The 23,830-nt window shown below is 69.9% G+C and carries 25 protein-coding genes; 16 read left to right on the top strand and 9 right to left on the bottom strand.

Features of this window, described 5'->3' with window-relative positions; translation table 11 throughout:
* Positions 1-2: 2 nt before the first annotated feature.
* From Amac_RS32520 to Amac_RS32480, 9 genes are all read left to right on the top strand, one after another.
* Positions 3-689 carry a vWA domain-containing protein gene (locus Amac_RS32520; protein WP_155358249.1) on the top strand — a complete coding sequence of 229 codons (687 nt, stop codon included), beginning with the start codon at positions 3-5 and terminating at the stop codon, positions 687-689.
* Positions 686-1,561, top strand: coding sequence for a protein phosphatase 2C domain-containing protein (locus Amac_RS32515; protein ID WP_155358248.1), 876 nt, complete (start codon positions 686-688; stop codon positions 1,559-1,561). The genes Amac_RS32520 and Amac_RS32515 overlap by 4 nt, the downstream gene beginning before the upstream one ends.
* Positions 1,562-1,569: 8 nt before the next feature.
* On the top strand, positions 1,570-3,177 hold the full coding sequence (locus tag Amac_RS32510; protein ID WP_155358247.1) for a phosphotransferase: 1,608 nt from the start codon (positions 1,570-1,572) through the stop codon (positions 3,175-3,177).
* A gap of 129 nt (positions 3,178-3,306) precedes the next feature.
* Positions 3,307-4,164 carry a glycerophosphodiester phosphodiesterase gene (locus Amac_RS32505; protein WP_155358246.1) on the top strand — a complete coding sequence of 286 codons (858 nt, stop codon included), beginning with the start codon at positions 3,307-3,309 and terminating at the stop codon, positions 4,162-4,164.
* A gap of 23 nt (positions 4,165-4,187) precedes the next feature.
* A complete protein-coding gene (locus Amac_RS32500; protein ID WP_155358245.1) occupies positions 4,188-4,529 on the top strand; it encodes a PadR family transcriptional regulator in 342 nt (113 codons plus the stop codon).
* Complete coding sequence (locus Amac_RS32495; protein ID WP_155358244.1) at positions 4,526-5,698, top strand: hypothetical protein; 1,173 nt, start codon at positions 4,526-4,528, stop codon at positions 5,696-5,698. The genes Amac_RS32500 and Amac_RS32495 overlap by 4 nt, the downstream gene beginning before the upstream one ends.
* A gap of 46 nt (positions 5,699-5,744) precedes the next feature.
* Positions 5,745-8,891, top strand: coding sequence for an AfsR/SARP family transcriptional regulator (locus tag Amac_RS32490; RefSeq protein ID WP_155358243.1), 3,147 nt, complete (start codon positions 5,745-5,747; stop codon positions 8,889-8,891).
* Positions 8,892-8,936: 45 nt separating this feature from the next.
* Positions 8,937-10,148, top strand: a complete 1,212-nt coding sequence (locus Amac_RS32485; RefSeq protein WP_155358242.1) for an FAD-dependent monooxygenase — start codon at positions 8,937-8,939, stop codon at positions 10,146-10,148.
* A gap of 16 nt (positions 10,149-10,164) precedes the next feature.
* Positions 10,165-10,614: a group II truncated hemoglobin gene (locus Amac_RS32480; RefSeq protein WP_155358241.1), complete on the top strand. Its 450-nt coding sequence runs from the start codon at positions 10,165-10,167 to the stop codon at positions 10,612-10,614.
* 10 nt (positions 10,615-10,624) lie between these two features.
* On the opposite strand, the gene Amac_RS32475 is transcribed toward Amac_RS32480, so the two are convergent.
* Together Amac_RS32475 and Amac_RS32470 are read right to left on the bottom strand one after the other, a co-directional pair.
* On the bottom strand, positions 10,625-10,984 hold the full coding sequence (locus tag Amac_RS32475) for a VOC family protein (protein ID WP_155358240.1): 360 nt from the start codon (positions 10,982-10,984) through the stop codon (positions 10,625-10,627).
* Between the two features lie 9 nt (positions 10,985-10,993).
* Positions 10,994-11,797: a MerR family transcriptional regulator gene (locus Amac_RS32470; RefSeq protein ID WP_155358239.1), complete on the bottom strand. Its 804-nt coding sequence runs from the start codon at positions 11,795-11,797 to the stop codon at positions 10,994-10,996.
* A 185-nt stretch (positions 11,798-11,982) separates the two neighbouring features.
* On the opposite strand from Amac_RS32470, the gene Amac_RS32465 reads away from it, so the two are divergent.
* Both Amac_RS32465 and Amac_RS57465 read left to right on the top strand, forming a co-directional pair.
* Positions 11,983-12,882, top strand: coding sequence for an alpha/beta fold hydrolase (locus Amac_RS32465; RefSeq protein WP_155358238.1), 900 nt, complete (start codon positions 11,983-11,985; stop codon positions 12,880-12,882).
* Positions 12,879-13,508, top strand: a complete 630-nt coding sequence (locus Amac_RS57465) for a TetR/AcrR family transcriptional regulator (RefSeq protein WP_155358237.1) — start codon at positions 12,879-12,881, stop codon at positions 13,506-13,508. The genes Amac_RS32465 and Amac_RS57465 overlap by 4 nt, the downstream gene beginning before the upstream one ends.
* Here Amac_RS57465 and Amac_RS32455 read toward each other — a convergent pair.
* The 4 genes from Amac_RS32455 to Amac_RS32440 form a co-directional block, all read right to left on the bottom strand.
* A complete protein-coding gene (locus tag Amac_RS32455) occupies positions 13,486-14,637 on the bottom strand; it encodes a serine hydrolase domain-containing protein (RefSeq protein WP_155358236.1) in 1,152 nt (383 codons plus the stop codon). The two genes, Amac_RS57465 and Amac_RS32455, sit on opposite strands and share 23 nt — an antisense overlap.
* Positions 14,638-14,650: 13 nt before the next feature.
* Positions 14,651-15,343: a MarR family winged helix-turn-helix transcriptional regulator gene (locus Amac_RS32450; protein ID WP_155358235.1), complete on the bottom strand. Its 693-nt coding sequence runs from the start codon at positions 15,341-15,343 to the stop codon at positions 14,651-14,653.
* 263 nt (positions 15,344-15,606) lie between these two features.
* Entirely contained in the window at positions 15,607-16,764 is a 1,158-nt protein-coding gene (locus tag Amac_RS32445) for a thiolase family protein (RefSeq protein ID WP_155358234.1), read from the bottom strand.
* Positions 16,765-16,929: 165 nt separating this feature from the next.
* Positions 16,930-17,391, bottom strand: coding sequence for a prevent-host-death family protein (locus Amac_RS32440; RefSeq protein ID WP_155358233.1), 462 nt, complete (start codon positions 17,389-17,391; stop codon positions 16,930-16,932).
* A gap of 206 nt (positions 17,392-17,597) precedes the next feature.
* Here Amac_RS32440 and Amac_RS32435 point away from each other — a divergent pair, with 206 nt between their 5' ends.
* On the top strand, positions 17,598-18,347 hold the full coding sequence (locus Amac_RS32435; protein ID WP_155358232.1) for a hypothetical protein: 750 nt from the start codon (positions 17,598-17,600) through the stop codon (positions 18,345-18,347).
* 114 nt (positions 18,348-18,461) lie between these two features.
* Positions 18,462-18,878 carry a DUF4259 domain-containing protein gene (locus Amac_RS32430; protein WP_155358231.1) on the top strand — a complete coding sequence of 139 codons (417 nt, stop codon included), beginning with the start codon at positions 18,462-18,464 and terminating at the stop codon, positions 18,876-18,878.
* A gap of 137 nt (positions 18,879-19,015) precedes the next feature.
* Here Amac_RS32430 and Amac_RS32425 read toward each other — a convergent pair whose 3' ends face one another.
* Entirely contained in the window at positions 19,016-20,197 is a 1,182-nt protein-coding gene (locus Amac_RS32425) for an acyl-CoA dehydrogenase family protein (RefSeq protein WP_155358230.1), read from the bottom strand.
* Positions 20,198-20,304: 107 nt separating this feature from the next.
* On the opposite strand from Amac_RS32425, the gene Amac_RS32420 reads away from it, so the two are divergent.
* Both Amac_RS32420 and Amac_RS32415 read left to right on the top strand, forming a co-directional pair.
* Complete coding sequence (locus Amac_RS32420; protein ID WP_246268867.1) at positions 20,305-20,862, top strand: TetR/AcrR family transcriptional regulator; 558 nt, start codon at positions 20,305-20,307, stop codon at positions 20,860-20,862.
* The gene (locus Amac_RS32415) at positions 20,852-21,964 is read left to right on the top strand and encodes a CaiB/BaiF CoA transferase family protein (RefSeq protein ID WP_155358228.1); all 1,113 of its coding nucleotides are present in this window, start codon (positions 20,852-20,854) and stop codon (positions 21,962-21,964) included. The genes Amac_RS32420 and Amac_RS32415 overlap by 11 nt, the downstream gene beginning before the upstream one ends.
* A 99-nt stretch (positions 21,965-22,063) precedes the next feature.
* Here the strand turns inward: Amac_RS32415 and Amac_RS32410 are convergent, their stop codons facing one another.
* Positions 22,064-23,110: an LLM class F420-dependent oxidoreductase gene (locus Amac_RS32410; RefSeq protein WP_155358227.1), complete on the bottom strand. Its 1,047-nt coding sequence runs from the start codon at positions 23,108-23,110 to the stop codon at positions 22,064-22,066.
* Positions 23,107-23,394, bottom strand: coding sequence for a hypothetical protein (locus Amac_RS56575; protein ID WP_246268865.1), 288 nt, complete (start codon positions 23,392-23,394; stop codon positions 23,107-23,109). Before Amac_RS56575 ends, Amac_RS32410 begins: the two co-directional genes overlap by 4 nt.
* 236 nt (positions 23,395-23,630) lie before the next feature.
* Between Amac_RS56575 and Amac_RS32400 the strand changes: the two genes are divergently transcribed.
* Positions 23,631-23,830, top strand: a 200-nt coding sequence (locus Amac_RS32400; RefSeq protein ID WP_155358226.1) for an IS110 family transposase, incomplete at its 3' end; no start/stop codon positions are given.

Below are 23,830 nucleotides of genomic sequence, written 5' to 3'. Positions count from 1 at the left end.
GCATGGCGCAGTTCGCCGAGACGGAGAGCCATCCGGTTTTCCCTGTCTATCTGCTGATAGACGTCTCGTATTCGATGGCGGGAGCGCCCATCGCGGCCGTCAACGCCTCGCTCCCCGGACTCAAACATGTCATCGACGAGGACCCGATGGTCGGTGAGCTGGCGCGGGTGTGCATTCTCTCCTTCGCCGAGGACGCACGGATCGAGTTACCCCTGGCCGATCTGCAGTACGCCGAGCTCCCCCGGCTGGAGTCCCGCGGCAACACCAATTTCGCCGCCGCGTTCGCCCTCGCCCGTACCGAAATCGAGGCCGGCATCCGCGCGCTCGGAACGGGAACACGTTTCTACCGGCCGGTCGTCTTCTTCATGAGCGACGGCATGCACAACGCAGTCGAGGACTGGCGAGACCCACTACGTGCGCTCATCGATCGCAATTGGCCGTTTTTTCCTGAAATAGTGGCGTTTGGTTTTGGGGATGCCGACGCCGAGGCGCTGGGCACCATCGCCAGTCGTTACGCCTTCAGGGCCAATGGCGAGGACACGGCCGCCCAGGTCCAGGAGATCATGTCCACTCTCGTGCGGAGCATCCAGCGGACCTCGGGGTCGATGGGCTCCGGCGGGCAGGGCGAACTCGTCGTGGACGTGGAGCCGTCCAAATACACCCCGCTCCCGATCCTTGAGGTCAAATGACCCGCGCCGAGCCGGTCCCGCCCGCGTTTGTCCGTGACGAGGACACCACCGCGCCGACCGTCGGCCGGGCCGCGCACGGTTTCCGCGCGTCGCTCGACCCGGCCAACCCGTTGCGCGTGCCGAGCGTGGTCGCGGACGCGGGTCAGCTCGGGCCGTACTGGGTCGCCGCCGCCGCGCTCACCGGCCTGTCGCATCTGCACCTCGGAACGACCGGCCAGGACCGCTACTCCTTCCATGCCGATGCCTCGACCCAGGGGGTGGCCGTCACGGTCGCCGACGGCCTCGGCTCTCGTCCTCGCACGGCGCAACTGGGCGCGGACACCCTCGCGCGCACGCTGTCCCAGGCTCTGGCCGCGACGCCCGGCACCGCGTTCGGCAGCGATCCCCGCCCGGCGGTCGCGGCGGCGGTCGCCATCGCCAACGAACGCCTCTGCGATACCGCCGATCCCCGCGGGCCCGAGAACCTGGCGTCCGTTTTCGCCGCTGCCCGGCTGCCGGAATCGGGCGGGCCACTCATCCTCGCCCGGGTCGGGGATTGCTCGGCGTTCGGCCTCGGCCCTGACGGATTTTTCCCGATATTTGGGGAGAAGGATGGTGCGCTGAACGAGCCCGGCGCGTATCTGCCCGCCGACGATCCGTTGACCGGGCTGGAACTCCGTACCGTCCCGGCTGGGGGGTGTCGCGCGCTCGTCCTGGCCACCGACGGTCTGGCGGAGGACCTGCGCGGCTCGCCCGCGATCCGCGACTGGCTGGCCGCCCGCTGGGAGCGGCCCTGCCACACCATGTGGATGCTCAACTCCCTGCGCTATCGCCGCCAGGGCTCACATGACGACCGGACCGCGCTCGTGGTCTGGTTCCCACCGTTCGAGTAGGGGAGGACATGCGGCTCGTTGGTCGATTCGGCGGCTACGACTGTGAAGACGCGCCCTTCGCCCGTGGCGGCACCGCCTCCCTGTACCTCGCCGAGGGCGCGACGCTGGTCGGCAAGTGTTACGACCAGCCGATCGTGGACGAGTCGCGGATCCGGATGAGCGGCGAACTGTGCGCGCTCGGCCGCAACACCCTGCGTGGCGGCGTGCCGGTCGGCTCCACGGTGGCGACCTCGCTGTGCTGGCCGATCGACTTGATCGACAGGCCGGACGGCGCGATCACCGGGGTGATCCTGCCCGCTCTGCCCGGCGGCTTCCTCCGCGACAAGGGAACCCCGCGCAGCCTGGACTTCCTGCTGATGCGCCGGGCCGCGCCACCGCCCGCCGAGATCCGGGTACGGGTGGTCCGCCGCCTCGCCGAGGTCTTCGCCTGGCTGGACGAGCTCCGCCTGGTCCACGGCGACCTCTCCCCCAAGAACGTCGTGTGGACCGCCGACCCCGAGCCCGCCGTCTGCGTCATCGACGTGGACGGCATGAGCCCGCGAGCTCCCTCGACCGGCGTCGCCACCCCCGGCTGGATGGACCCCCGGCTGGTGGAGGGGCAGATCCCGGCCCACGACCACTTCAGCGACCGCTACGCGCTGGCCCTGGCGATCTATCGCGGCCTGTTCCTGACCCCCGGCAACCTCGACCGCCGTACGGACGGCACCTGGCCGAAGCCGACCGCCATCCCCGAAGGAACCCCGGCCGGCCTGCGCGCGCTGCTGCTGGCCACCCTCGGGAACCCGCTCTCGACCGAGGACCGGGCCAGCCCGGAAGACTGGGTGCTCGCCCTCGACTCGGCCTTCTACCGAGGGGATGGAACGCCCGACAGGCACGCCCTGGACTGGCTGGATGAAGCCGCGGGCTACGACGAGATCCCGCCTACCCCCGCGCCACCGGCCCCCGCGCCGCCCCTCATCCGAACCGACCCGCCTCCCAGCAGTGCCGCCCGCATCGCCCGGAGTCCTGCGGCGATCGCCGTGAAATGGCTGGCCAGAGTAGTTTTCGGCCTGCTTCTCCTGGCGGTGTCCTTCGTCCTGCGAGTCGTCCCCTCGCTCCGCCGCCGCTTCGACGCCGTACCGTGGATCACGAGGGAGATGCGGTACGCCACCGAGGGCCTGACCATGGTGTTCTTCGTCGGCATCGGCATCCTGTTCGCCTACGGCCTCGGCTCGGCGATCGTGAGCGGCATCTACGACTTCTTCGAGTTCGACCTCCCGGCGGGCCCCAAGAGCACAGCCAACCTCGCCGTCGGTGACTGCGTCTTCTACCATCCCGGCCCCAGCACGGCCCCGGTCGTGGTCGGAGACTGCGACGACCCGCACTGGGGGCAGGTGTTCGCCCTGCCGGTCATCGTCAACCCTCCCGTGGTAACAGAGCCGACCGTCAGCCAGGCGTCACAGGAGGCCTGCGCGACGGCGTTCACGGCCCTGCCCGGGGAAACCCGGCAAGGCATGATCCACTTCACTTTCTATCCCAATATCGCCAATTGGGATCCTGTGCTACCGCACCGCGCCTCCTGCCTGCTGGCCCGGCCCGACGGGATCCCCTGGACGGACAGCCGCGTCGACTCCTGATACTTCCAGGTGTAAACTTAGAGTCACTGGATATCTACTTTCCGTAAACGATACAGGTCAAGCGCCATGCGTTTGACCTGACCCGATGGCCTTCAGGTCACGGGAGGCGTAGACGGAAGGGAAGACATCATGCTCCTGCCGCTGCTCGCCGGAGGTGGGACACCGACTGCGAAGGGTGCGCTGCGGACCATTCGGCCGGTGCTGGCGATCTCCTCGCTGACGCCCCTGCTGTTGAGCCCGAGCGCCGCGGCCCGCGACCTCACCCGATCGGCTCCGTCGACGTGCAAGGCGCCCGACCTGATCTCCCACCGGGGCTGGGGAACGGAGAACACGCTGACGGCGTTCCGGCGTGCCCTGGAGGCGGGTTCCGACCGGGTCGAATTGGATGTGCGGTTCACCAAGGATCACCGTCCGGTGCTGATGCACGACGCCACGGTCGACCGCACCACCACGGCCGGCGGGAGCGTCTCCGACATGACGCTGGCGCAGTTCCGCGCGCTGCGCACCCCCGACGGCCAGCACCCGCCGACCCTCGACCAGGCCCTGCGACTGCTGCGGGGCAAGACCACGGAGACCCTCGTGGAGCTGAAGGAGGTTCCGGACCCCGCCGACCTGCGCTCTTTGCGAGATCTTTACCAGCGGCTGGCGGCCTCGCCATGGGCGAGCCTGACCTCGTTCCTCCCCTCGGCCCTGCGCACGGTGAGTTCCATCCCGGCCCGCAAGGGCCTGCTGTCGATATCCGCACCGCGAGTCGCAACGGCCAAGGGGTTCTCGTTCGTCGCGGTCCGTTACGACAATCTGAGCCGTACGCGAGTCCGTGCCTACCGCGCGGCGGGCGCGACCGTCTATGCGTGGACCCCCAACAGCCCGCACCTGTGGCAACGCCTGGGAGATTACGGCGTGCAGCGGATCGTCACCGACCAGACCCCCGCCTACCTCGCCTGGGCCGCGCGAAGCTGCGGGCTGGAACCGTCGTTGACCCCATAACTCTGAATATGTAGAGTTAACGCATGACGCGCATCCGACGCCCCTCCGCGCAGACCACGGCGGTGGTCCTGGCGCTGGCCGAGGAGCCGACCGCCTGGCGGTACGGCTACGAGCTGTGTCAGCAGCTGGGCCTCAAGCCCGGCTCGCTGTACCCGATCCTGGTGCGGCTGGCCGACCGGGGTCTGCTGGAGACCACCTGGGACACCGACGTGCCCGCCGGCCGGCCACCGCGCCACCTGTACCGGCTGACCGGCTCCGGCCGGGCGCTGGCCACCGAGCTCGCCGCCGCTGCCGCTGCCGCCGCCTCCACTGGCGCGGCGGCGATCCGGCGATCCGGTCCACAAGAGAGGTGGCAGGGCGCATGAGACGCAGGTTTCAGACCGTCACGACCTGGGTGGTCGTGGTGGCATGGGTGGTGTTCTACGCCGTCGCTCTCGCGACCGCCGACCCGCTGCCCCCGCCGGGGACCGCCATCGCATGGCTGGTCGTCCCGCCGCTGCTGTGGGTGATCGCCGCCCGGCTCGTGCTGCGCCACTGGTGGTCCGCGGCCGAGGTGTCCGCGATCGACCCACCGGGGCGGTTGCTCGCGGTCGCGGTGGCGGCGCTGCCCGAACGCCGGCGTGAATGGGGCAGAGCGATGACCGCCGAGCTGGCCGAGGTGGAAGGGCGGTCGGCCCGGTGGCGGTTCGCGCTCAGCAGCGTCGGGGGCCTGCTGATGCTGCCGCCGGCGGGTGGGTGGCCGGTGCTCGCGCTCGTGGCCGGGGTGGTCGTGGCCTCGGTCGCGGCGGCCGGGCCGGCGGTCGGCGCGGCGGTGCCCGGGCTGCGGGTGTTCGCGGTGGCCTTCACCGTCCTGGCCGGTGCGATGGTGGTGCTGGCCGTCGCCCGCTGGCGCCGCCCGCGGCTGCCGGTGCTGGCGCCGACCGTCCTGGTGACCGGCGGCGTGGCCGCCTCGATCGCCATGACCGTGCTCTTCCTGCGTCGGGAGCCGGCCGCGGCGCAGTACCTGCCGCCGGTCGCGGCGGTGTGTCTCGCCGCCGTGCTGGCCGGTTGCCTGTGGGTCGCCCTGGCAGCCCCGCGGTGGCTGGGCACCGGCAGGCTCGCGCCCCATCTCGGCGGCGCCGCCGCTGTCGTGTTCGCGGCCTGGTTCTGGCTGGCGATCCGCACCGACGGGACGGAGCCTCCGCTCCCGCTCGTGATCGTGCTCTCCCTGGTGCTCGTGCTCGCGCCACTCGGCGCCTTCTTCGTCCCGGCGTTCGCGGCGGGGCGGGCCGGCCGGTCGTTCCGCTCGGGGCTGCAGGCCGCCGTCTGGACCGTGATCGCTCTCATCCCGCTCACCTACGCCGTCTGGCTGCCCGAAGCGCTGCGTCAGCACGCGATCGACGGCGGGCTGCTCCTCGGCGGCGAGGTGGCGGCTCCCGTCGGCGCGAACCTGGCCGATGCCCTGGTCTTCTGCCTCGGCGTCTTTCCCGTGCTCGGCCTCACGCTCGGGGTGATCGGCGCCGGCCTCGGCGCGCGGACCGCCGCTCCGTCCTAGCGGCCATCATCTCCCGAAGCGGGCAATGCGGGAGATGATGGAATGCATGCGGATCGGGATCCTGGGTGTCACGCGGATGTGGCGTGACGACGGGACTGAGGTGGCGCTGGGCGGGCCGGTGCGGCGGGCGCTCCTGGCGCTGCTGTCGGTCCGCGCCGGCGAGGTGGTGCCGCCCGACCGGCTGATCGACGACCTGTACGGCGGGCAAGCCCCCGACGGCGCGGCGCACGCCGTGCAGTCACAGGTGTCACGGCTCCGTCAGGCGCTGCGCCCCGGCGCCGCGATCGAGTTCGTCCCCGCCGGTTACCGGCTGCTGGTCGATCCCGAAGACGTCGACGCCTGCCGTTTCGAGCGGCTGGCGGACGAGGGGCGGCAGGTCCTCGCGCGGGGCGACGCCGTACGGGCCGCGGAGCTCCTGCGCGCGGCGCTCGATCTGTGGCGCGGTCCCGCGCTCGCCGACGCCGCCGACGCCGGCTCGGTACGGGCCGAGGCGGCCCGGCTCGAAGAGCGCAGGCTCGGCGCCCTGGAGGACCGGATCGAGGCCGAACTCCAGCGGGGCGGGCAGCGGGCGCTCGTCCCGGAGCTGCGGGAACTGGCCGCCCGGCATCCGCTGCGGGAACGCCTGTGGGGCCTGCTCATGCGGGCGCTGCGCGCCGACGGCAGGCAGGCCGAGGCGCTGGTCGCGTTCGAGGAGATCCGGCGGCTCCTGGCCGACGAGCTCGGCGCGGACCCCTCGCCCGGGCTCGCCGCGATCCACCGTTCCCTGCTCCGCGGCGACCCGGCCGCGCCCGCGCTCCCCGCCCAGCTCACCACCTTCGTGGGCCGCGCGGACGACCTGGCCGCGGTCGCCGGCCTGCTGGCGCGAGCCCGCCTGGTCACCCTGCTCGGCCCCGGCGGCGCGGGCAAGACCCGCCTGGCCATCGAGGCCGCGAGCGCGGAGCCCGAGGTGTGCCTGGTGGAGCTGGCGCGGGTGCGTGACGGGGCGGAGGTGCCCGCGGCCGTGCTCGGGGCGCTCGGCTTGCGGGAGAGCGGCTTCCATGCCGGGCAGCCTGGGGTGCGGCCGGAGTCGCGGCTGGTCGCGGCGCTGGAGGACCGGGCGGTGCTGCTGCTTCTCGACAACTGCGAGCATCTGGTCGACGCCGTGGCGGCGCTGGCCGAGCGGCTGCTGAAACGCTGCCCCGCGCTGCGGGTCCTGGCGACGAGCCGGGAGCCGCTGGGCATCACCGGCGAGAACCTGTGGCCGGTCCGGCCGCTCCCGCCGGCCCCGGCCGAGTGGCTGTTCGCCGACAGGGCCGCCGCGGTACGGCCGGGCTTCGTCGTGGACGACGCCAGCGCCGGGACCGTACGGCGGATCTGCGACGCCCTCGACGGCCTGCCGCTGGCGATCGAGCTGGCGGCGGCCCGGCTGCGCACGCACGAGGTGGAGGAGCTCGCCGCCGGTCTTGACGACCGGTTCCGGCTGCTGTCGCGGGGCAGCCGTACCGCCGAGGCCAGGCACCAGACGCTCCGCGCGGTCGTGGCGTGGAGCTGGGATCTGCTGCCGGAGACCGAGCGGGCGATGGCCAGGCGGCTGACCGTCTTCCACGGCGGCGCCACCGCCGAGTCGGCGCGGCGGGTCTGCGCGCTGCCCGATGCCGAGGACGTGCTGGACTCCCTCGTCGGCAAGTCGCTGATCGAGGTCGCCGACGGGCGCTACCGCATGCTGGAGACGATCCGCGCCTTCTGCGCCGAGCGGCTGGAGGAGGCGGGCGAGGCCGACGCCGTACGGCGCGCGCACGCCGACCACTGCCTGCGGCTGGCCAGGACCGCCGATCCGCACCTGCGAGGGCCCGAGCAGCTCCGGTGGCTGGCCACGCTCAAGGCGGAGGAACCGAACCTGCACGCGGCCCTGCGGTGGGCGGCCGAGTCGGGCGAGACCGGGCTGGGACTCGCGCTGCTCGGGTCGATGGCCTGGTACATCTGGCTGAGCGGCACCCGCGCCTCGGTGACGCCGTGGGCGACCGCGCTGCTGGAGGCGACCGGCACTGCTCCGCCCGCAGGGCTGGAAACCGACTATGTGCTCGGTGCGCTGATCGCGGCCGCCGGTGGCGGACCGGGTGTGTGGGACCGGTGCCGACCGGCGGTCGAGTCGATCGTGGCCGACGAGGATCGGCCGCTGGGCCATCCGGCCATCGCGTTCCTCTGGCCGGTGATCAATACCCCGATGGGCGATCCCGGAGTGGTGCTCTCGGTGATCACACGGGGGCGTGCGGCATCGGATCGGTGGCAGGCGGCGATCAGCAACGTGGTGTGGGGCTATCCGCAGCTCCTGACGGGCGGGTTCGCGGCGGCCGAGGAGGCGTTCGGCACGGCGGCCGAGACCTTCCGGGCGCTCGGCGACCGCTGGGGGGCGGCGCTGGCGCTGGACTCGCTGGCCGGCCTGGCATATCTGCGCGACGAACCCGACCAGGCCATCGTCCTGACCGGCGAGGCACTTGCCCGCACCGAGCAGCTCGGTGCGCTGGAGGACGTCGCCGACCTGCTGTGCAACCGGGGCGACTATCGCGTCCATCGGGCCCGTACCAGGCTGGCGGGAGACCTCGCCGGGGCGCGCGCGGACTACGAGCGGGCCGCCGAGATCGCGCGCCGCGTGGGCAGCCCCACCTATCTCGCCGCCGCGATGACCGGCTTCGGCGACATCGCCCGGCTGGGCGGCGACCTGGCCGGGGCGCGCCGAATGTACGAGCAGGCGCTGGAGCGATTCGAGACCCACTGGCTCAAGAGCGCCAGGAGCCGTCTCAACACGTTCATGGGGCTCGGCAAGGTCGCCGAAGCGTCCGGTGCGCCCGGCGAGGCCCGGGTCTGGTACGTGCGCGCCGCCGAGGTGGCGCTGGCCGGCCCGCTCCCCGAGGGCGCCCGCGCGGTCGAGGCCCTCGCCGGGACCGCTCTGGCCGGGATCGCTCTCACCGAGGACGACGCGGCGTGGGCGGCGCGGCTGCTCGGTGCGGCCACCGTACTGCGGGGAAGCGCCGCCGGGACCGATCCCGATGCCGCGAAGGTCGCCGCCGCCGCCCGGGCCGCGCTGGGCGGCTCGCCGTACGAGGCCGCCTACCAGGAGGGCGCGCGGATGTCCCTGGCCGACGCTTTTCGCCTGGTGGGCGTGCCGGAGTCGGCCATCGAAGTCCTGGAAGTGAGCAGAGCCCCGGACCGGTGAGCCGGCGGTGAGCGTCCGGTGAGCGCCGCCGGGCACGCTCGTCGCATGACAACCAACACGAACATTCTGATCTCGGGGGCGAGCATCGCCGGCCCGGCACTCGCCTACTGGCTGCGCCGCCACGGGTTCACTCCCACGGTGGTCGAACGGGCCCCCGCCCTGCGCGACGGCGGCTACGCGGTCGACTTCCGCGGCGACGTGCACTTCACCGTGCTCCGGCGGATGGGCATCCTGGCCGACGTCGAGCGACAGCGGACCCACATGGGCGACATGGCGCACGTCAACGCCGCGGGCAAGAAGGTCGCCACCATTCCCTCCGGCATGTTCAGCGGCGACCTCGAAATCCTGCGCGGCGACCTGGCCCGCATCCTGTACGACGCCACCAAGGACCACACCGAATACCTCTTCGACGACTCCATCACCGCCATCACCGAAGACGCCGACGGGGTGGAGGTCACCTTCGAACGGGCCGCGCCCCGGCGGTTCGACCTGGTCGTGGGCGCCGACGGGCTGCACTCCAACGTACGCGCGCTGGCCTTCGGCCCCGACCGGGACTTCATCGAGGACCTGGGCCTCCACCTCGCGATCTTCACCGTGGACAACCATCTGGGGCTGGACCACACCGGGATGATGTACGGCGTCCCCGGCAAGACGGTCGGCGTCTACAGCGCCCGGAACAACACCGAGGCCAAGGCCCTGTTCCACTTCGGCTCGCCCCCGCTGACCTACGATCGGCGCGACGTCCAGCAGCAGAAGAAGATCCTCGCCGAGGCGTTCGACGGGGTCGGCTGGGAGACTCCCCGGCTGCTCGCGGCCATGGGGGACGCGCCCGACTTCTACTTCGACTCGATCAGCCAGGTCCACCTGGACACCTGGTCGCGCGGCCGGGTCGCGCTGCTCGGCGACGCCGCCTACTCGCCCTCGCCGCTGTCGGGCATGGGCACCGGCCTGGCCATCGTCGGCGCGTACGTCCTGGCGGGCGAACTGGCCGCGGCCGGCGGAGACCACCGCGCCGGCTTCGCCGGCTACCAGGAGGCGATGCGCGACTACGTCGCGGGCTGCCAGAAGGCAGGCCAGGGAGTGGCCAAGTGGACGGTCCCCCCCGAGAACAGGTTCCTGGCCTGGTTCATCAACCAGAACTACCGCCTGCTGCCCTACATCCCATGGAAGGGCGTCTTCATCAAGAGCATCAGAAAGACGGCGAGCGCCATCACCCTGAAACCGTACGACCAGGACCTTCCCGCCACCCGTGGATAGTGGCCATCCTTGGGGCATGCAAAGTGTGTATGAGGCCGTGGGCGGCACCGAGGGCCTGCTCCGCCTGGCTGAGGCATGGCACCACCGGGTGATGGCCGACGAAATGGTCAGCCACGCGTTCAGCCAGGGATTCCATCCTCAGCACAGCGAACGGCTCGCTGCCTACTGGGCCGAGGCCCTCGGCGGGCCCACCGTCTACTCCGACTCCTACGGCGACGAGACCTCGGTCGTACGGCTCCACAGCGGCCACGGCCCGCACGAGGAGATGGACCGCCGGGCGATCGCCTGTTTCGACCAGGCCCTTGAGGACGTGGGGCTGAACGCGTCCGAGCCGCTCCGGCAGGTGTTGCACGACTACTTCGCCTGGGCCACCAGGACGACCATGTCGCACTATCACGAGTCCGCCGACGACGTCCCCGAGGGCCTGGGCATTCCGCAATGGTCATGGGACGGACTGCGGCGCTGAGCCCGCTGTTTCAGGGCAGCTTCAGGCCGATGTCGAAGAGATTCCCCTCTGGATCGGCCAGGGTGGTCCAGATCATGCCGTACTCGGCGAAGTCGGCGACGTGCTTGGCGCCCAAGCTGATCGCCCGGGCGACCTCGGCCGCCACGTCCGGCGCGTGCAGATCCAGATGAACGCTGTTCTTTCCCGGAGTGCGTTCCGGCACTTTGATGAACATCAGTACTGGGTGGGCGCCGCTCTCGCGTCCCACAGTGGCGAAGAATTCCGACGCTCCAGCGTCGACCGGGCGGTCCAGCAACGCCGCGTAGAACCCGGCGAGGCCGGCCGCGTGGGCGCAGTCGGTGGTGACGTTGCCGAGGGCAAGCTCAGTCATGTGCTCTCCTTATTGGATGGGCCAGCAGATTTCGGTCTGGAATTGGTTGGGGTCGTTGGTGTGGTCGGGTCCGACGAGGTAGACCTCGACGATGGGGTCGGCCAGGGCGATGTCATGCGCGGCGACGTGCGCGCCGAGCCAGCCGTAGGTGAGGTCGCAGTCGCTGAACGGGCCGGTGTGGAGGGCGACCGCGAAGCGCTGCCGCGGCAGCACGGCGAACCGGTCGTCGCCCGGGGGCACCGCGTCGGGTAGCACCGGCACGAACGCGACCACCTCCCCCTGGTCGTGTTCGAAGAACTCCGCCGAGTACGTCGCGCCCGCGGCACCGGCCGGATCCAGGCCGCAGTCAGCCAGGGTTCCGTACAGCCGCGGGTAGGTCTGCCCGAACCACTCGGACATCTGGGTCCGGGCGACCTGGGCGCTCATTCGCAGCACGGTCGACGTCGGCGACTGGCGGTGGTTGACCGGTACCTGCGGTGGACTGCCGAGCAGCCGGCGCAGCGAAACCACCACGTCCCGGGTCCGGGTGAGCTCCGCCTCCATCCGATCCAGGTGCCGGGCCAGCGCGTGCTCGCGCGCAACCTGGTCTGGCTCGCCCAGTACCTGCCGGATCTCGGCCAGCGGCATGTCGAGGTCGCGCAGCCGCCGGATGAGGTGCGCGTCGGCGACCTGGCTTACCGAGTACCGCCGGTAGCCGGTGCTGTCGTCGACGGCGTCGGGAACCAGCAGCTCGATGTCGTGGTAGTACCGCAGCGTCTTGGCGCCCAGGTGACAGAGCCGCGAGAACTCTCCGATCGAGACATCTGATGTCATGGGTCCACCCAAGACCTTCCAGTGACGGGAAGGTCAAGCGGGGTCACCGCGGACACCCTCGCGGCCGGTCGCCGCCCCGCCGGGCCGAACAGATTGCCCGGGATTCGTCACCCCCTCCAACAGTGCTACTCAATTGGAGAGTAAACTACTCAATTGAGTAACACCTCGAGAAAGGGGTCACAACGATGAGCAGGACCGCAGCGACGTACTCCAAGGAATGGGTGACATCGGCCGATGGCACACGGATCGGCTACCGCCGGCTCGGCCGCGGCCCCGGAGCGGTACTGCTTCATGGCGGAGTCAACGCGGCTCAGCACATGATGAAGCTCGCTGTGGCCCTTGCCGACGACCACACCGTCTACCTGCCCGACCGGCGAGGCCGTGGCATGAGCGGCCCCATCGGGCCCGCGTACAGCATCGAACGAGAAGACGAGGACCTCGCCGCGGTGGTGCACCACACCGGCGCGGAACTCGTGTTCGGGCCGGCCGATGGTGGGCTGTTCGCCCTGCACGGTGCGATCGGTCTGGACCAAGTCCGCAAGGTGGCCGCCTACGAACCGCTTCTCCTGCTGGGCGACCAGGACGACACCCAGATCCGTCGCGTGTTCACGACGATGCAGCAGCTGATCAGGTCCGGGCGGAGCGGCAAGGCGATCGTCTTCTCCGCCGCCGAGTCGGCGACCCAGGCGGCGCGCAACGGCCATTTCCCGGCGTGGCTCGCCGCCGTACTCCGCGGTATCCCCGCCGGACCGACGGGACGGCTGATCGACCTGCTTCTCCGACTCGAGCCGGGCCGCCGCGACACCGTGCGCATGCGAGAACTGCTCGCCGCCATCGCCCCGGAGCTCGACCTGGTGATGGCCACTGCGGGAACAATAGATGAGTACCGTCGCCTCGATGCCGACGTGCTGCTCATGTACGGGGGCCGGACGGAGCCGATCTTCGTGACCACGGCCAAGGAACTGAACAAGGTACTGCCGCGCTCCACGGTGAAGGAGCTGCCCAGGCTCAACCACGACTCCGCGCAGACCTACGGAAAGCCTGCCGCCATCGCCGCCGCATTGCTGGAATTCTACGGAGCATGAGCGATCTGACCGCCAAAGCCAGGATCCGCGACGCCGCCATGCAGCTGTTCGGCGAGGTCGGTTACGAGCGCGCGACGACCCGGGCCATCGCCGAGCGAGCAGGCGTGACGTCCGGATTGATCCGCCATCACTACGGCTCCAAGGAGAAGCTGATCGCGGCCTGCGACGAGCGGATCATCGAGCTCATCCGGCAGCTGGAGGCGCAGGCCGAGACCGGCATCGGGGTGCTGAGCCCGCTGGAGAGCATCGGCCCCTACCGCCAGTACCTGACCCGGGCCCTGTTCGAAGGCCGTGCCGCAGCCGTGTTCGACCACATGGCGGCCACCACGCAGAACTGGTTCACCCTCGCTGACCAGGCCCGGCCAGACCCCACCGACGTTCCCGCCCGAGCCCGCGCCACGCTCCACACCGCCTTCGCCCTCGCCGTCGGCATGCTCGGCCCGCACGTCTCGCGTGGCCTGGAAACCGACATCACCACACCCGAGGGTGAGCACCTGCTGCTGCAAACACTTCTCGACCTGTACTCACACTCGCTCATCAGCCCGCAGCAGGCCCGGCAGTACCGCGCGGAACTCGACGCCGGGTACGAACGCCGCACCCAGGTCAAGGGCAGGCGCCGCGCATGATGTCGGTGAACAGCGTGTGGATGTCGTAGGCGTGCGTGGTGTTGGTCATGACGGTGATCGCGAAGTCCAGGTCAGGGTAGAGGCGTATGCCGTTCCAGAAGCCCGCGCCGGTGCCGTAGTGCTCGACGAACTCCGGCCTGCTGCCGCGGTGGTCCGGCCTGCGGAACCAGCCGATGCCATGGTCGAACGGCTCGCCTCGGGCATGTATTCGCCGCATCGCTTGGGCGGATTGCGTGGACAGGAGGCGTTGCCCGTTGATGGCGGCACCGTCGCCGAGATGGAGCGCGGCGAGGCGGGCGGCATCCACGACGTTGCCGACGAGTCCGCCGTAGCCTGCGCCGGTGACGAGGAACGGGCGAAGGCTCAGGTAGCGGCCGTAGCGCTCACCGGCGATGCCGGGGGGCAGCAGCGCCGAGAGCGCGGTCGTGAGCAGGCGCGGCCCCCGAACATAGCCGCTGGCCATGTCGGCTTCGGGCGCGTACTGGTATCCGGTGGCGCTCATGCCTGCCGGGGCCAGCACGGCCTGGGTGACGTACCGCTCGAACGGCCGGCCCGTCACCGCCGCGACGACCTCAGCCGCGAGTAGATATCCGAGGTTGGAGTAGCGTGCTGAGCCGCCAACGGGATGGCGGGGCTTGCCGTACTTGCGCAGAACGCGCGCCAGGAACGCGTCTGGTTCGTCATCGGTGGTGGCTGGTCGCACCCAGCGGATCGGCAGCGGGTTGGCCAAGCCGGCCGTGTGGTTGAGCAGCTGTCGTACCCGTGGCTGCGGCGTGATGGCGGGATAGGCGGCGATGTACTCGCGCACAGGTGCGTCGAGGTCGAGACGCCCCTCGTCCGCCAGGCGCATCACGGCGGTGGCGGTCACGATCTTGGACAAGGAGAACCACAGGTAGCTGGTGTCGGGAGTCGCGGGGCGGTCAGCGGCGAGGTCGGCCAGCCCGAACCCCTCGGCGTACAGCAGCCGGTCATGGCGGGTGACCGCAAGCGACAGGCCGGGGATCTTCGATGTCCGCATGACGTGCGTGACCGCCGCCCTGATCGACGTCACGTCGATGCCGTCGTCGGTCGCGAGCGGTGATTGTCCGCTCGGGTCATCATGCGACCGGGGCCGGTAGTTGAGAGCCATGTCCTGTTCCTTCCTACGGACAATCGCCGGCGGGCTGCGCCCGCACGAAGTCGATGTAGTGCCGCACGAGCCGTTCCTGCTTGGTGTTCAGCGGTTCGCCGCGGTAGGAGAGTCGCCGGTTTTCCGTGTGCTCTCCGATGCCGCCGGTCGCGTCGTCGATCACGGTGTAAGGGCGGGGATCCATGCCGGTCGCGTCGCGCAACGCGCTGTCGACATGCTGCAATGCGAGCCGTTCGTCGAGGGAATCCGGCTGAAAGGCCGGTGCAAGGGTGTGCATCGCCGCGAGGAAGGCCACCGTCGCCGCGTCGTGCGCGGCGACGCCGTCCGAACTGAGCCCTATGAGGTACGACCGGCGGTCGGCCGGATTGGGCGTCCGCTCGGTGTGGCTGCGCGCATCCATCCGCTTCAGGTACGCCGAGACGGTCGTGGCGCCCATTCCCGTCCATCGGCTGAGCTGGCTCGGAGTGACCGGTCCGAACCGGCGCAGCAGCGAATACATACCGAAGTCGTCCCCGGTGAGGCCGCTGCCCGCCAGTGCGTCGTCGAGCAGACGGGAGGCGAGGCTCATGACGAGCCACACGTCGAACAACAGGGACATCGGGCCCGCAGACGGCGGCAAAGAATCGTTGGTCACGGAGATAAAGTACAACAATGCAGTAGGTACTGCAAATATGAAGTACTTTGCGTCATGGGCGTCGCCGGGCATCGTTCACTGGATCGAGCCTCCAGCTGGGCCGATATTCGGTCGCCCGGTCGCGGCGGGAACCGGTGCACTGGCGCCGCGGGCAGGGAGAGGCCCGGGCGCGGACTGCTCGCCAATGGACCGAGGACTGCTGGCAGGCACCGCGACGCCCGCAACAGAACCCTCACCAGCACAACAGCCCACACAGGGACATTCCCTAATGAAAAGCCCTCTAAGAAGCGGCCAAGGCGGGTGGTTTCGAGGGTGTGGCGGATCGTCCTGGTGGGTCAGCGGGATGGAAGGAGTTCTAGCAGGGTCGCGTTTGCCTGGCCGCCGCCTTCGCACATCGTCTGGAGGCCGTAGGAGATGTCGTTGTCTCGCATGTGATGGAGCAGCGTTGTCATCAGGCGGGCGCCGCTGCCGCCGAGAGGGTGGCCCAGTGCGATCGCTCCCCCAAGCGGGTTCACCTGGTGGGGCTGGGCTCCGAGCTCGATCATCCAGGCGAGGACTACGGACGCGAATGCCTCATTGATCTCCACGGCGCCGATGTCGCCCAAGGATAGTCCGCAGCGCTTCAGTAGTTTCCGCGTCGCCGGGATGGGCCCGGTCAGCATCGGCATCGGCGCGGAGCCGACCACCACGGAGGTGTGGACGCGCGCGATCGGCCGCAAGCCCAACTCGGCCGCCTTGTCCGAGGTGGTGATGAGCAGCGCGGCCGCGCCGTCGCTGATCTGTGAGGCGTTGCCCGCGGTTACCAGGCCGTCCTCCCGGAAAGCCGGGCGCAACCTGCCCAACTGCTCGATCGTGCCGCCGCGCCGGATGCCCTCATCCTCGCTGATCACGGTGCCGTCCGCGAGTTCCACCGGGAGGATCTGGGCCGCGAAACGGCCTTCGTCGGCGGCGGTCGCGGCCTTGGCGTGGGACTCGAGGCTGAACTCGTCCAGCTGGGTACGGGTGATGCCCCACTCCTGGGCGACCATCTCCGCGCCGATGCCCTGGTTGGGGAACTCCGCGCCATACCGCTCGATGTAGCGCCGGCCCAGCGGGAAGCCGCCGGCCTGGGAGGAGCCCAGGGGAACCCGGGACATGACTTCCACTCCCCCGGCCACGACCACGTCGTAGTGACCGGCTATGACTCCGGCCGCCGCGAAGGAGACGGCCTGCTGGGATGACCCGCACTGCCGGTCGACGGTCACACCGGGAATGTGCTCCGGCCATCCCGCCGACAGCACCGCGGTGCGCGCGATGTCGAAGGACTGCTCACCGACCTGCCCCACACAGCCCCAGATCACATCATCGATGACCGCGGGATCGATCCCGGCACGGTCACTCAGCCCCCTCAGCACCACCGCAGAAAGATCGGCGGGATGGACCGAGGACAGGCTTCCGCCACGTTTCCCAATCGGCGTGCGAACTGCTTCGACGATGACCGCGTCTCTGTTCAAGGCTGCTCCTTCAGATGGCGCCCGATCACGCAGTGATCGTTCCGCCGGTGACCCCCCGAGAACCAATCTGAGTACCAAAGTATCAGTTCTGGTACTCAGTTCATAAGGTCGGCGTCATACCGCGACCCGTACTCGATCGTGGCCAGCGCCAGCCGCACATAAGACTCAAGGCGCGATCACGGCACCGTGGTCCTCGTCTGGCAACGCCCGAGTGAGCTGCGCGGTCAGTGCGGGGTCGGCCAGAATGCGGGCAGTGGCCCGCCATTCGACGATGACCCGGTGCAGAGTGGCGTGCACGTCTAGATCGACCGCATCACGCGTGGCATCGACGAGGTCGTGAACGAACTCCCACATCTCAGCCTGGGACAGGTGCCGGACCCACGGGAAGACCAAGGGCAGGGCGTGTAGCACGGCACGGTTGCCATCGTCGCTGCCGACGAGCGCGATCAACATGCGGGCTGCGAAGTCCGCCGTCTCCGCCCGATCCCGGTCGTGCCGCGCCGTGGTGATAAACAAGTCCTCTCCATCGCGACGCTTGACATGCAGCCGATGGACCCGGTCGAGAGTCTCAGCGACGCGCTTGGAGTTCTTGGACAGATCAGAGAACGGGACAGTCGGCGTGACCATGCCACCAAATTACTCCTGAACGTATTCCGAATTAATTTGATGTCAGAACGAGTGATGAGCCCGGAGCACTGTAAAGGAAGGAGATCCTGGACATTCGCTGACAGACTTCACGGCCGAACATCTGCTCTTTGGCATGAGTGCTCGGCTCGCGGCATGAGTGGATGTTGCCTTCCTGGCCGGGATGGTCCTTGGCTACGGTGTCTGGCATGGCGGTGTGGGAGATCTGGCAGGGGGAAGACCGCGGCCGGGACCGGATCAGTGTTCACCACGATCGCGTCGAGGCCTTGGCTGGAATGCTCGCGCTGCAGGCGCGGTCAGTGGATGGGTCCTTGTATCGGGTCGATGGTCCGCCGGATCCGCTCTGCCGTACCAATCGTGATCTGTACTCCCGGCTGGTCGGGGTGGGAGAGGACATGAAAGCCGCCGGGCGTACCCTTGATGAATTCCTGCGGGCATGGTGGCTGGTGAGCTGGCCCATGGCCGGGCTGAGGGGGCTTGAGCTGGATGTGGTCGCCGCGATGGTCACGGCCGCCGCCGTGATCGATCCACCGGCGAGACGCCCGGTGTGGCGTACCACCTCCTACGATCTCGCGCGCGAGCCGGCCTCGTATGCCGATTGGGAACAGGTCGTGCTGTCCCAGATCGCCGATCTGGCTGATTTCGCCGATGCCGGTCCGCTCGATGAGTACGCGTTTTTCGGCGTGGACGTGCCGAGGCCATGGGGTGTTGTACGGGCTACCGGCGTGCGGTGGTACAACTTCGACCCGCGGACGTATCTGGAGTGCGGCATGGCGGGATCAATCGGCGGCTGGGATGAGGCCGACGGGTTCCGCAAAGCCGTGCCCGGACCGGTCATTTCCCTGACGTCCGAACCCGAGCCGGGCGAGCGACCCCTGAACACTCTTACCTGGGCCGATCTTGCCGAGTTGGCGATCTGTGGACAGGAATATGAGTAGGTGACGTCCGCGCCGGCGCGAGCGCGCGGTCATGCTGCTGCGCATCAAGGAGCTCATCCACGAACAGTTCGGCGACGGGCCGGAATGTCAGTGGCCTCCGGTAGAAAGCACGCCATGGGTACATGGGATGTAGGGCCGTTCGACAACGACCATGCCGCTGACTGGTGCGGACACCTGGACGACGCGCCCGCGGAGAAACGGCCGCAGCTGATCAGGCGCGCTTTCACGCAGGTCATGGTGCAGGAGGATTACTTGGACAGCGACGAAGCCGTCGAAGCCATCGCGGCTGCGGCGATCGTCGCCTCCCAGCGAGGGGGACAGCCGATTACTTCGCCCTACGCGCCAGACTTCCTCCTCGAAGGCGGGACATTGGAAATCGGGGACGACCTGGCATTACTGGCGATCCGCGCTCTTGACCGCGTGGTGGCCGAGCACTCCGAGTGGCGGGACCTATGGGAGGATGCCGACGCTTACCCCGAGGCCGCAGCGGTGATTGCGCAACTGCGCACGGCCCTGACCGCGGTTTCCTAGCAGCGGTGGGGTGAGCTCCGACGCTCACGCGTACCACGAGGGAGCGAATTACTCCAAGAGTTCCGCATCTCGCTGCCGGGCTGCTACGGCTACGACCGCTTCTTCAGGTGGCCCGCTCGTCAGCGAGGCTCCGTCCATCAGTCCTGTTCTCTGCGGGACGTGGTGATTGTTCCGCCGGTGTTCCCGGCGAGTGCGCGGCTGATGACCAGGCGCTGGATCTGGTTGGTTCCCTCGAAGATCTGCATGACCTTCGCTTCGCGCATGTAGCGCTCGACTGGGAAGTCGCGGGTGTAGCCGTAGCCGCCGAGGACCTGGACGGCGTCGGTCGTGACCTTCATGGCGTTGTCGGTGGCGACCAGTTTGGCGATGGCGGCCTCCCGGCTGAACGGGCGGCCCTGGTCCTTCAGGCGCGCGGCGTGCAGTGTCGTGGCGCGGGCGCTTTGGACGGCCGCGTCCATGTCGGCGAGGAGGAATGCGAGGCCCTGGTGCTTGATGATCGGTTTTCCGAAGGTCTGGCGCTCCTTCGCGTACTCCACCGCATGGTCGAGGGCGCCTTGGGCCAGGCCAGTGGCGACCGCCGCGATTCCCAGCCGGCCGGAGTCGAGGGCGGTCAGTGCGATCTTGAGGCCGTCGCCCTCCGCGCCGATCCTGCGGTGGGCGGGCACGCGGACGTGGTCCAGGCGCATGGTGGCGGTCGCGGATCCGGTCAGGCCCATTTTGCGCTCGGGCGGGTCGGCGCTCAGGCCTTCGGCGTTCGCCGGGATCAGGAAGCAGGAGATGCCCTTGCGATCGTCCGAGGTCCGCGCCATCACCTGGTAGAAGTCGGCGTGCCCGCCGTGTGTCGTCCACGCCTTCGCGCCGTCGAGCACGTAGTCGTCCCCGTCCCGGACGGCGCGGGTCCGCATCGCGGCGGGATCGGAGCCCGCGTGCGCCTCGCTCAGGCAGTACGCCCCGAGGAGGTCGCCGCCGAGCATGTCAGGCAGCCACTCCCGCCGCTGCTCATCCGTACCGAATTCGACTAGCCCGAAGCAGGACAGCGCATGCACGCTGACGCCGACTCCGACGCTCGACCAGATCGCCGCGATCTCCTCGAGCACCTGCAGATACGCCTCGTACGGCTGGCCCCCGCCGCCGTACTCCTCGGAGTACGGGAGGCCGAGGACGCCGGCCGCGCCGAGGATCCTGAAGACCTCGCGCGGGAACTCCTCGTCGGCCTCGGCCCTGGCGGCCCGGGGCGCGAGTTCCTTGCCGGCGATGTTCCGGACGAGGCTGATCAGCTCAGCGCTCTCGCTGGTGGGCATGACACGTGAGGCGGGCATGGACATCCTCCGAGAACTAATCTGAGTACTACGGTATCAGTTCTGGTACTCTGCCATAAGGTCAGCGCATGCCACTTCCAGGGAAAGCTCGCGCACGCCGCGAGGAGATGCTGGTTCAGCTCCGGGAGCTGTTCCTGACCGAGGGATTCTCTTCGTTCAACATCGGAGACCTGGCGGAACGGCTGCGCTGTTCGAGAACCACTCTGTACGCCGTGGCGCCGAGCAAGGAGCAGATCGTTGTCGCAGTCGTACGCTCGTTCTTCAAGACCGCGGCGGAACGCATCGAGGCCCGGGTCGCGGCCTCCGAGGACCCGGCGAGGCGACTGGCGATCTACCTGGAGGCCGTCGCCGCGGAACTTCAACCGGCCTCGGCCATGTTCTTCGCCGACGTGGCCGACTTCGGCCCGGCCAACGACGTCTACCAGGAGAACACGCAGTACGCGGCCCGGCGGGTCCAGGCTCTCGTGACCGAGGGAGTGCGGGCCGGAGCGCTGCGCCCAGTGCACGCGTCGTTCGTGGGGGCCGCCGCGGCCGAGGTCATGGGCGCGATCCAGCGCGGGACGATCCAGGCGACCACCGGGCTCGACGCCGCCGAAGCCTACCGCCAGCTCGCCGACCTGGTCATGACCAGTCTGACCGATCCGAAAGAGCACCGTGACCACTGATACCGGCCCGCTGGCGGGCTTGCGCGTCCTGGAACTCGCCGGGCTTGGGCCGGCTCCGCACGCGGCCATGGTGCTGGCGGATCTCGGCGCCGACGTGATCCGGGTGGACCGGCCGAAGGGACGCGCGCTGGAACTCGGGAACCCTGGCGACGATGCCGTCCTGCGCGGCCGTCGCTCGATCCCCGTGGACCTGAAGGAGCCTGGAGGGCGGGCTCTCGTCCTGGATCTCGCCGAACGCGCCGACGTCATGATCGAGGGCTTGCGCCCCGGAGTGGTGGAGCGGCTCGGAGTCGGGCCGCGGGAGTGCCTGGAACGCAACCCCCGGCTGGTCTTCGGGCGGATCACGGGATGGGGTCAGGACGGGCCGTGGGCCCGGGACGTCGGTCACGACATCAACTACGTCGGGCTGACCGGCGCGCTGCACGCCATGGGCCGCGCCAGCCAGCCCCCCGCTCCCCCGCTCAACCTCGTCGGCGACTTCGGCGGCGGCTCCATGCTGCTACTGGTCGGCGTGCTGGCCGCGCTCTGGGAACGCTCCCTATCGGGCAGGGGGCAGGTGGTCGATGCGGCGATGGTCGACGGGGCCGCTCTGCTGAGCCAGATGACCCTGGCGCTTCGCGGCATGGGCGAGTGGCACGACCAGCGGCAGGCCAATCTGCTTGACGGCGGCGCCCCGTTCTACGACACCTACGCGTGCGCCGACCAGCGGTACGTGGCGGTGGGCGCGCTGGAACCCCAGTTCTTCTCGGCCCTTCTGGACGGGCTGGGCATCGACGCGCGCGAGTTCGGAAAGCAGCACGACCGGGCGTGCTGGCCGGTGATGAGAAGGCGCTTCACGGCCACGTTCGCGACTCGCACGCGCGAGGAATGGGCCGCCCGTTTCGCGGGCACCGACGCGTGCGTCACACCCGTGCTCACCTTCGCCGAGGCGGCCGGGCATCCCCAGCTGGCGGCACGCGGCACGTACGTCGAGGTCGACGGGGTGGTTCAGGCGGCGCCCGCGCCAAGGTTCTCCAGAACTCCCAACGCGCCCCCGGCACCGGTCGACAGCCGGGCGCTGAGCACGGAGGAGATCCTCGCGCGGTGGGCGCGCGGGCGCTGAACGCGGTGGGCGCGCTGAGACCGCCGGACGCTGAACGCGGTGGGCGCGCTGAGACCGCCGGACGCTGAGCACGGAGGGCGTGCTGAGACCGCCGCGCTCCTACCCCTGCTCGGTCGGTAGTTCGGCGCGTCCAGCTCGGCCGTTCCAGGTCGGGGGTGGCACCAGCGCCGGGACCCGCAGGGCGCTCAGCACATCCGGCAGGGTGTCCGGGGCCGCCCGCAACTCGGGTGTCTGGGTGAGATGGAGTTCGACCGCGGTGACGCCGGAGTGGAGATACCGGGCGATGTGGGCGCGGCACTCCGCTGGAGAGCCGTGCACCCACAGCTCGTCCACCACCGAGTCCGGCAGCGCCTCGGCCGCCCCCCGCTGGTCCCCCGCGTCCCAGGCCGCCCGCGACGCGGCCAGCGCCTCGCCCCGGCCAAGCCAGTCGTGGAACGCGCGGTAGGGCGGCTGGTTGAGTATCCAGCCGAGGAAGGCACGCCCGGCCGCCCGGGCGTGCCCGGCGTCCTCGGTCGGCGTAACGAAGATCTTGACGACGAGTTCCTGCCCGCCGGTGCGCGGCCCCGCGGCCTCGACGATCCTGGGCACCTCGTGGGCGGCCAGCACATTGGTGATCGCACCGTCCCCCTCGGTGAAGGCCAGCTTCAGCATGCCGGGCCGCAGCGCGCCCACGATGACCTTCGGCCGCACCGGGAGACGCTGCCGGAGCTTGAAGTCGATCGAGAAGGTCTCGTACGCCTCGATGACGTGCTCCCCGTCGAAAGCCCGGCGGAGGAACCGCAGCAGGTCCCGCACATGGGCATAGGGCCGGCCGTGCGGGCGGCCGTTGAGGGCGGTGACGTGCGCGGGGACCGACGAGCCGATGCCGAGCAGCACCTCGGCCTGGCCCAGCTCGGCCATCGAAGCGGCGGTCTGCGCGAGCACGCCCGGCCCCCGGGTCTGGGCCGGCAGCACCCCGGTGCCCGCTCTCAGTCCCGGCGACCAGGCCAGCGCGGCGGTCAACGCGGTGAGGCCGTCGTAGCCGCCGCCCTCGCCGGTCCAGACGTCGCCGTACCCGAGCGAGGGCAGCGCCTCGACGATCTCCCTGTGCTGGTGCAGCCCGAGCCCGGGCAGCGGCAGGGTGACACCCCAGCGCACCTCGCTCATGCGTAGGTCGGTACTGCAATACCGTGCGGCTCGTCCCAGTCGGCCTCGTGCGGCTCGACCGCGATTCGCACCAGGCCGCCTTCCGCGTATGCGGGTCTGGTGAGCCGGATCGCCGCGAAGTCGGTGGTCTCGCGGAACGCCGGAATCTGGTAGAGATCCCGGGCGTACGGCCAGAGGTTGGGGTAGACGGGCCGATCGCTCGGACGGTCGAGCCTGCCCGGCCCGTACGGGCCGAAGGCGGCGACGTCGGCGGGACCGGCGTAGGCGGGTGCATGGGTGGTCACTAGGGCACCATCCTTCTCACAGGCACCCGTATGGTGCTTGTTGTTGGAACCCGGCGGGAGCCGGGGTGACGGCCTTGTGCGGTCGCTCTTCGAGGGCCTCCATGACACCGCCGCCCCCGGTTCTCGCGGGGCTTGGGACCGGCAACAGGGAGATGCGCCGTAGAGCGCCGGTTAGTGACCACCCGGGAGCAGGCCCCGTCGCCGCCGGGTCGTCGCTGCCACCGTCTGGAGTCGCTTTGCCCGTTTCGCTGCCTGTTTCGCTGCCCCCCGCGCAGTTCTTCGCCGGACTGGACTGGGCCACCGAGGTCCACGCCGTCTGCGTGATGGACGCCACCGGGACGATCGCCGACCGGTTCACCATCGCCCACACTGCGGACGGGATCGGGATGCTGATCCGCCGCCTGGCCAAACTCGCCGACGCCGCCGACGTGCAGAT

Source organism: Acrocarpospora macrocephala, assembly GCF_009687865.1.
GTDB lineage: Bacteria > Actinomycetota > Actinomycetes > Streptosporangiales > Streptosporangiaceae > Acrocarpospora > Acrocarpospora macrocephala.
Note: the sequence above shows the minus strand (reverse complement) of the source record. Positions and strands in the feature narration are given on the sequence as shown.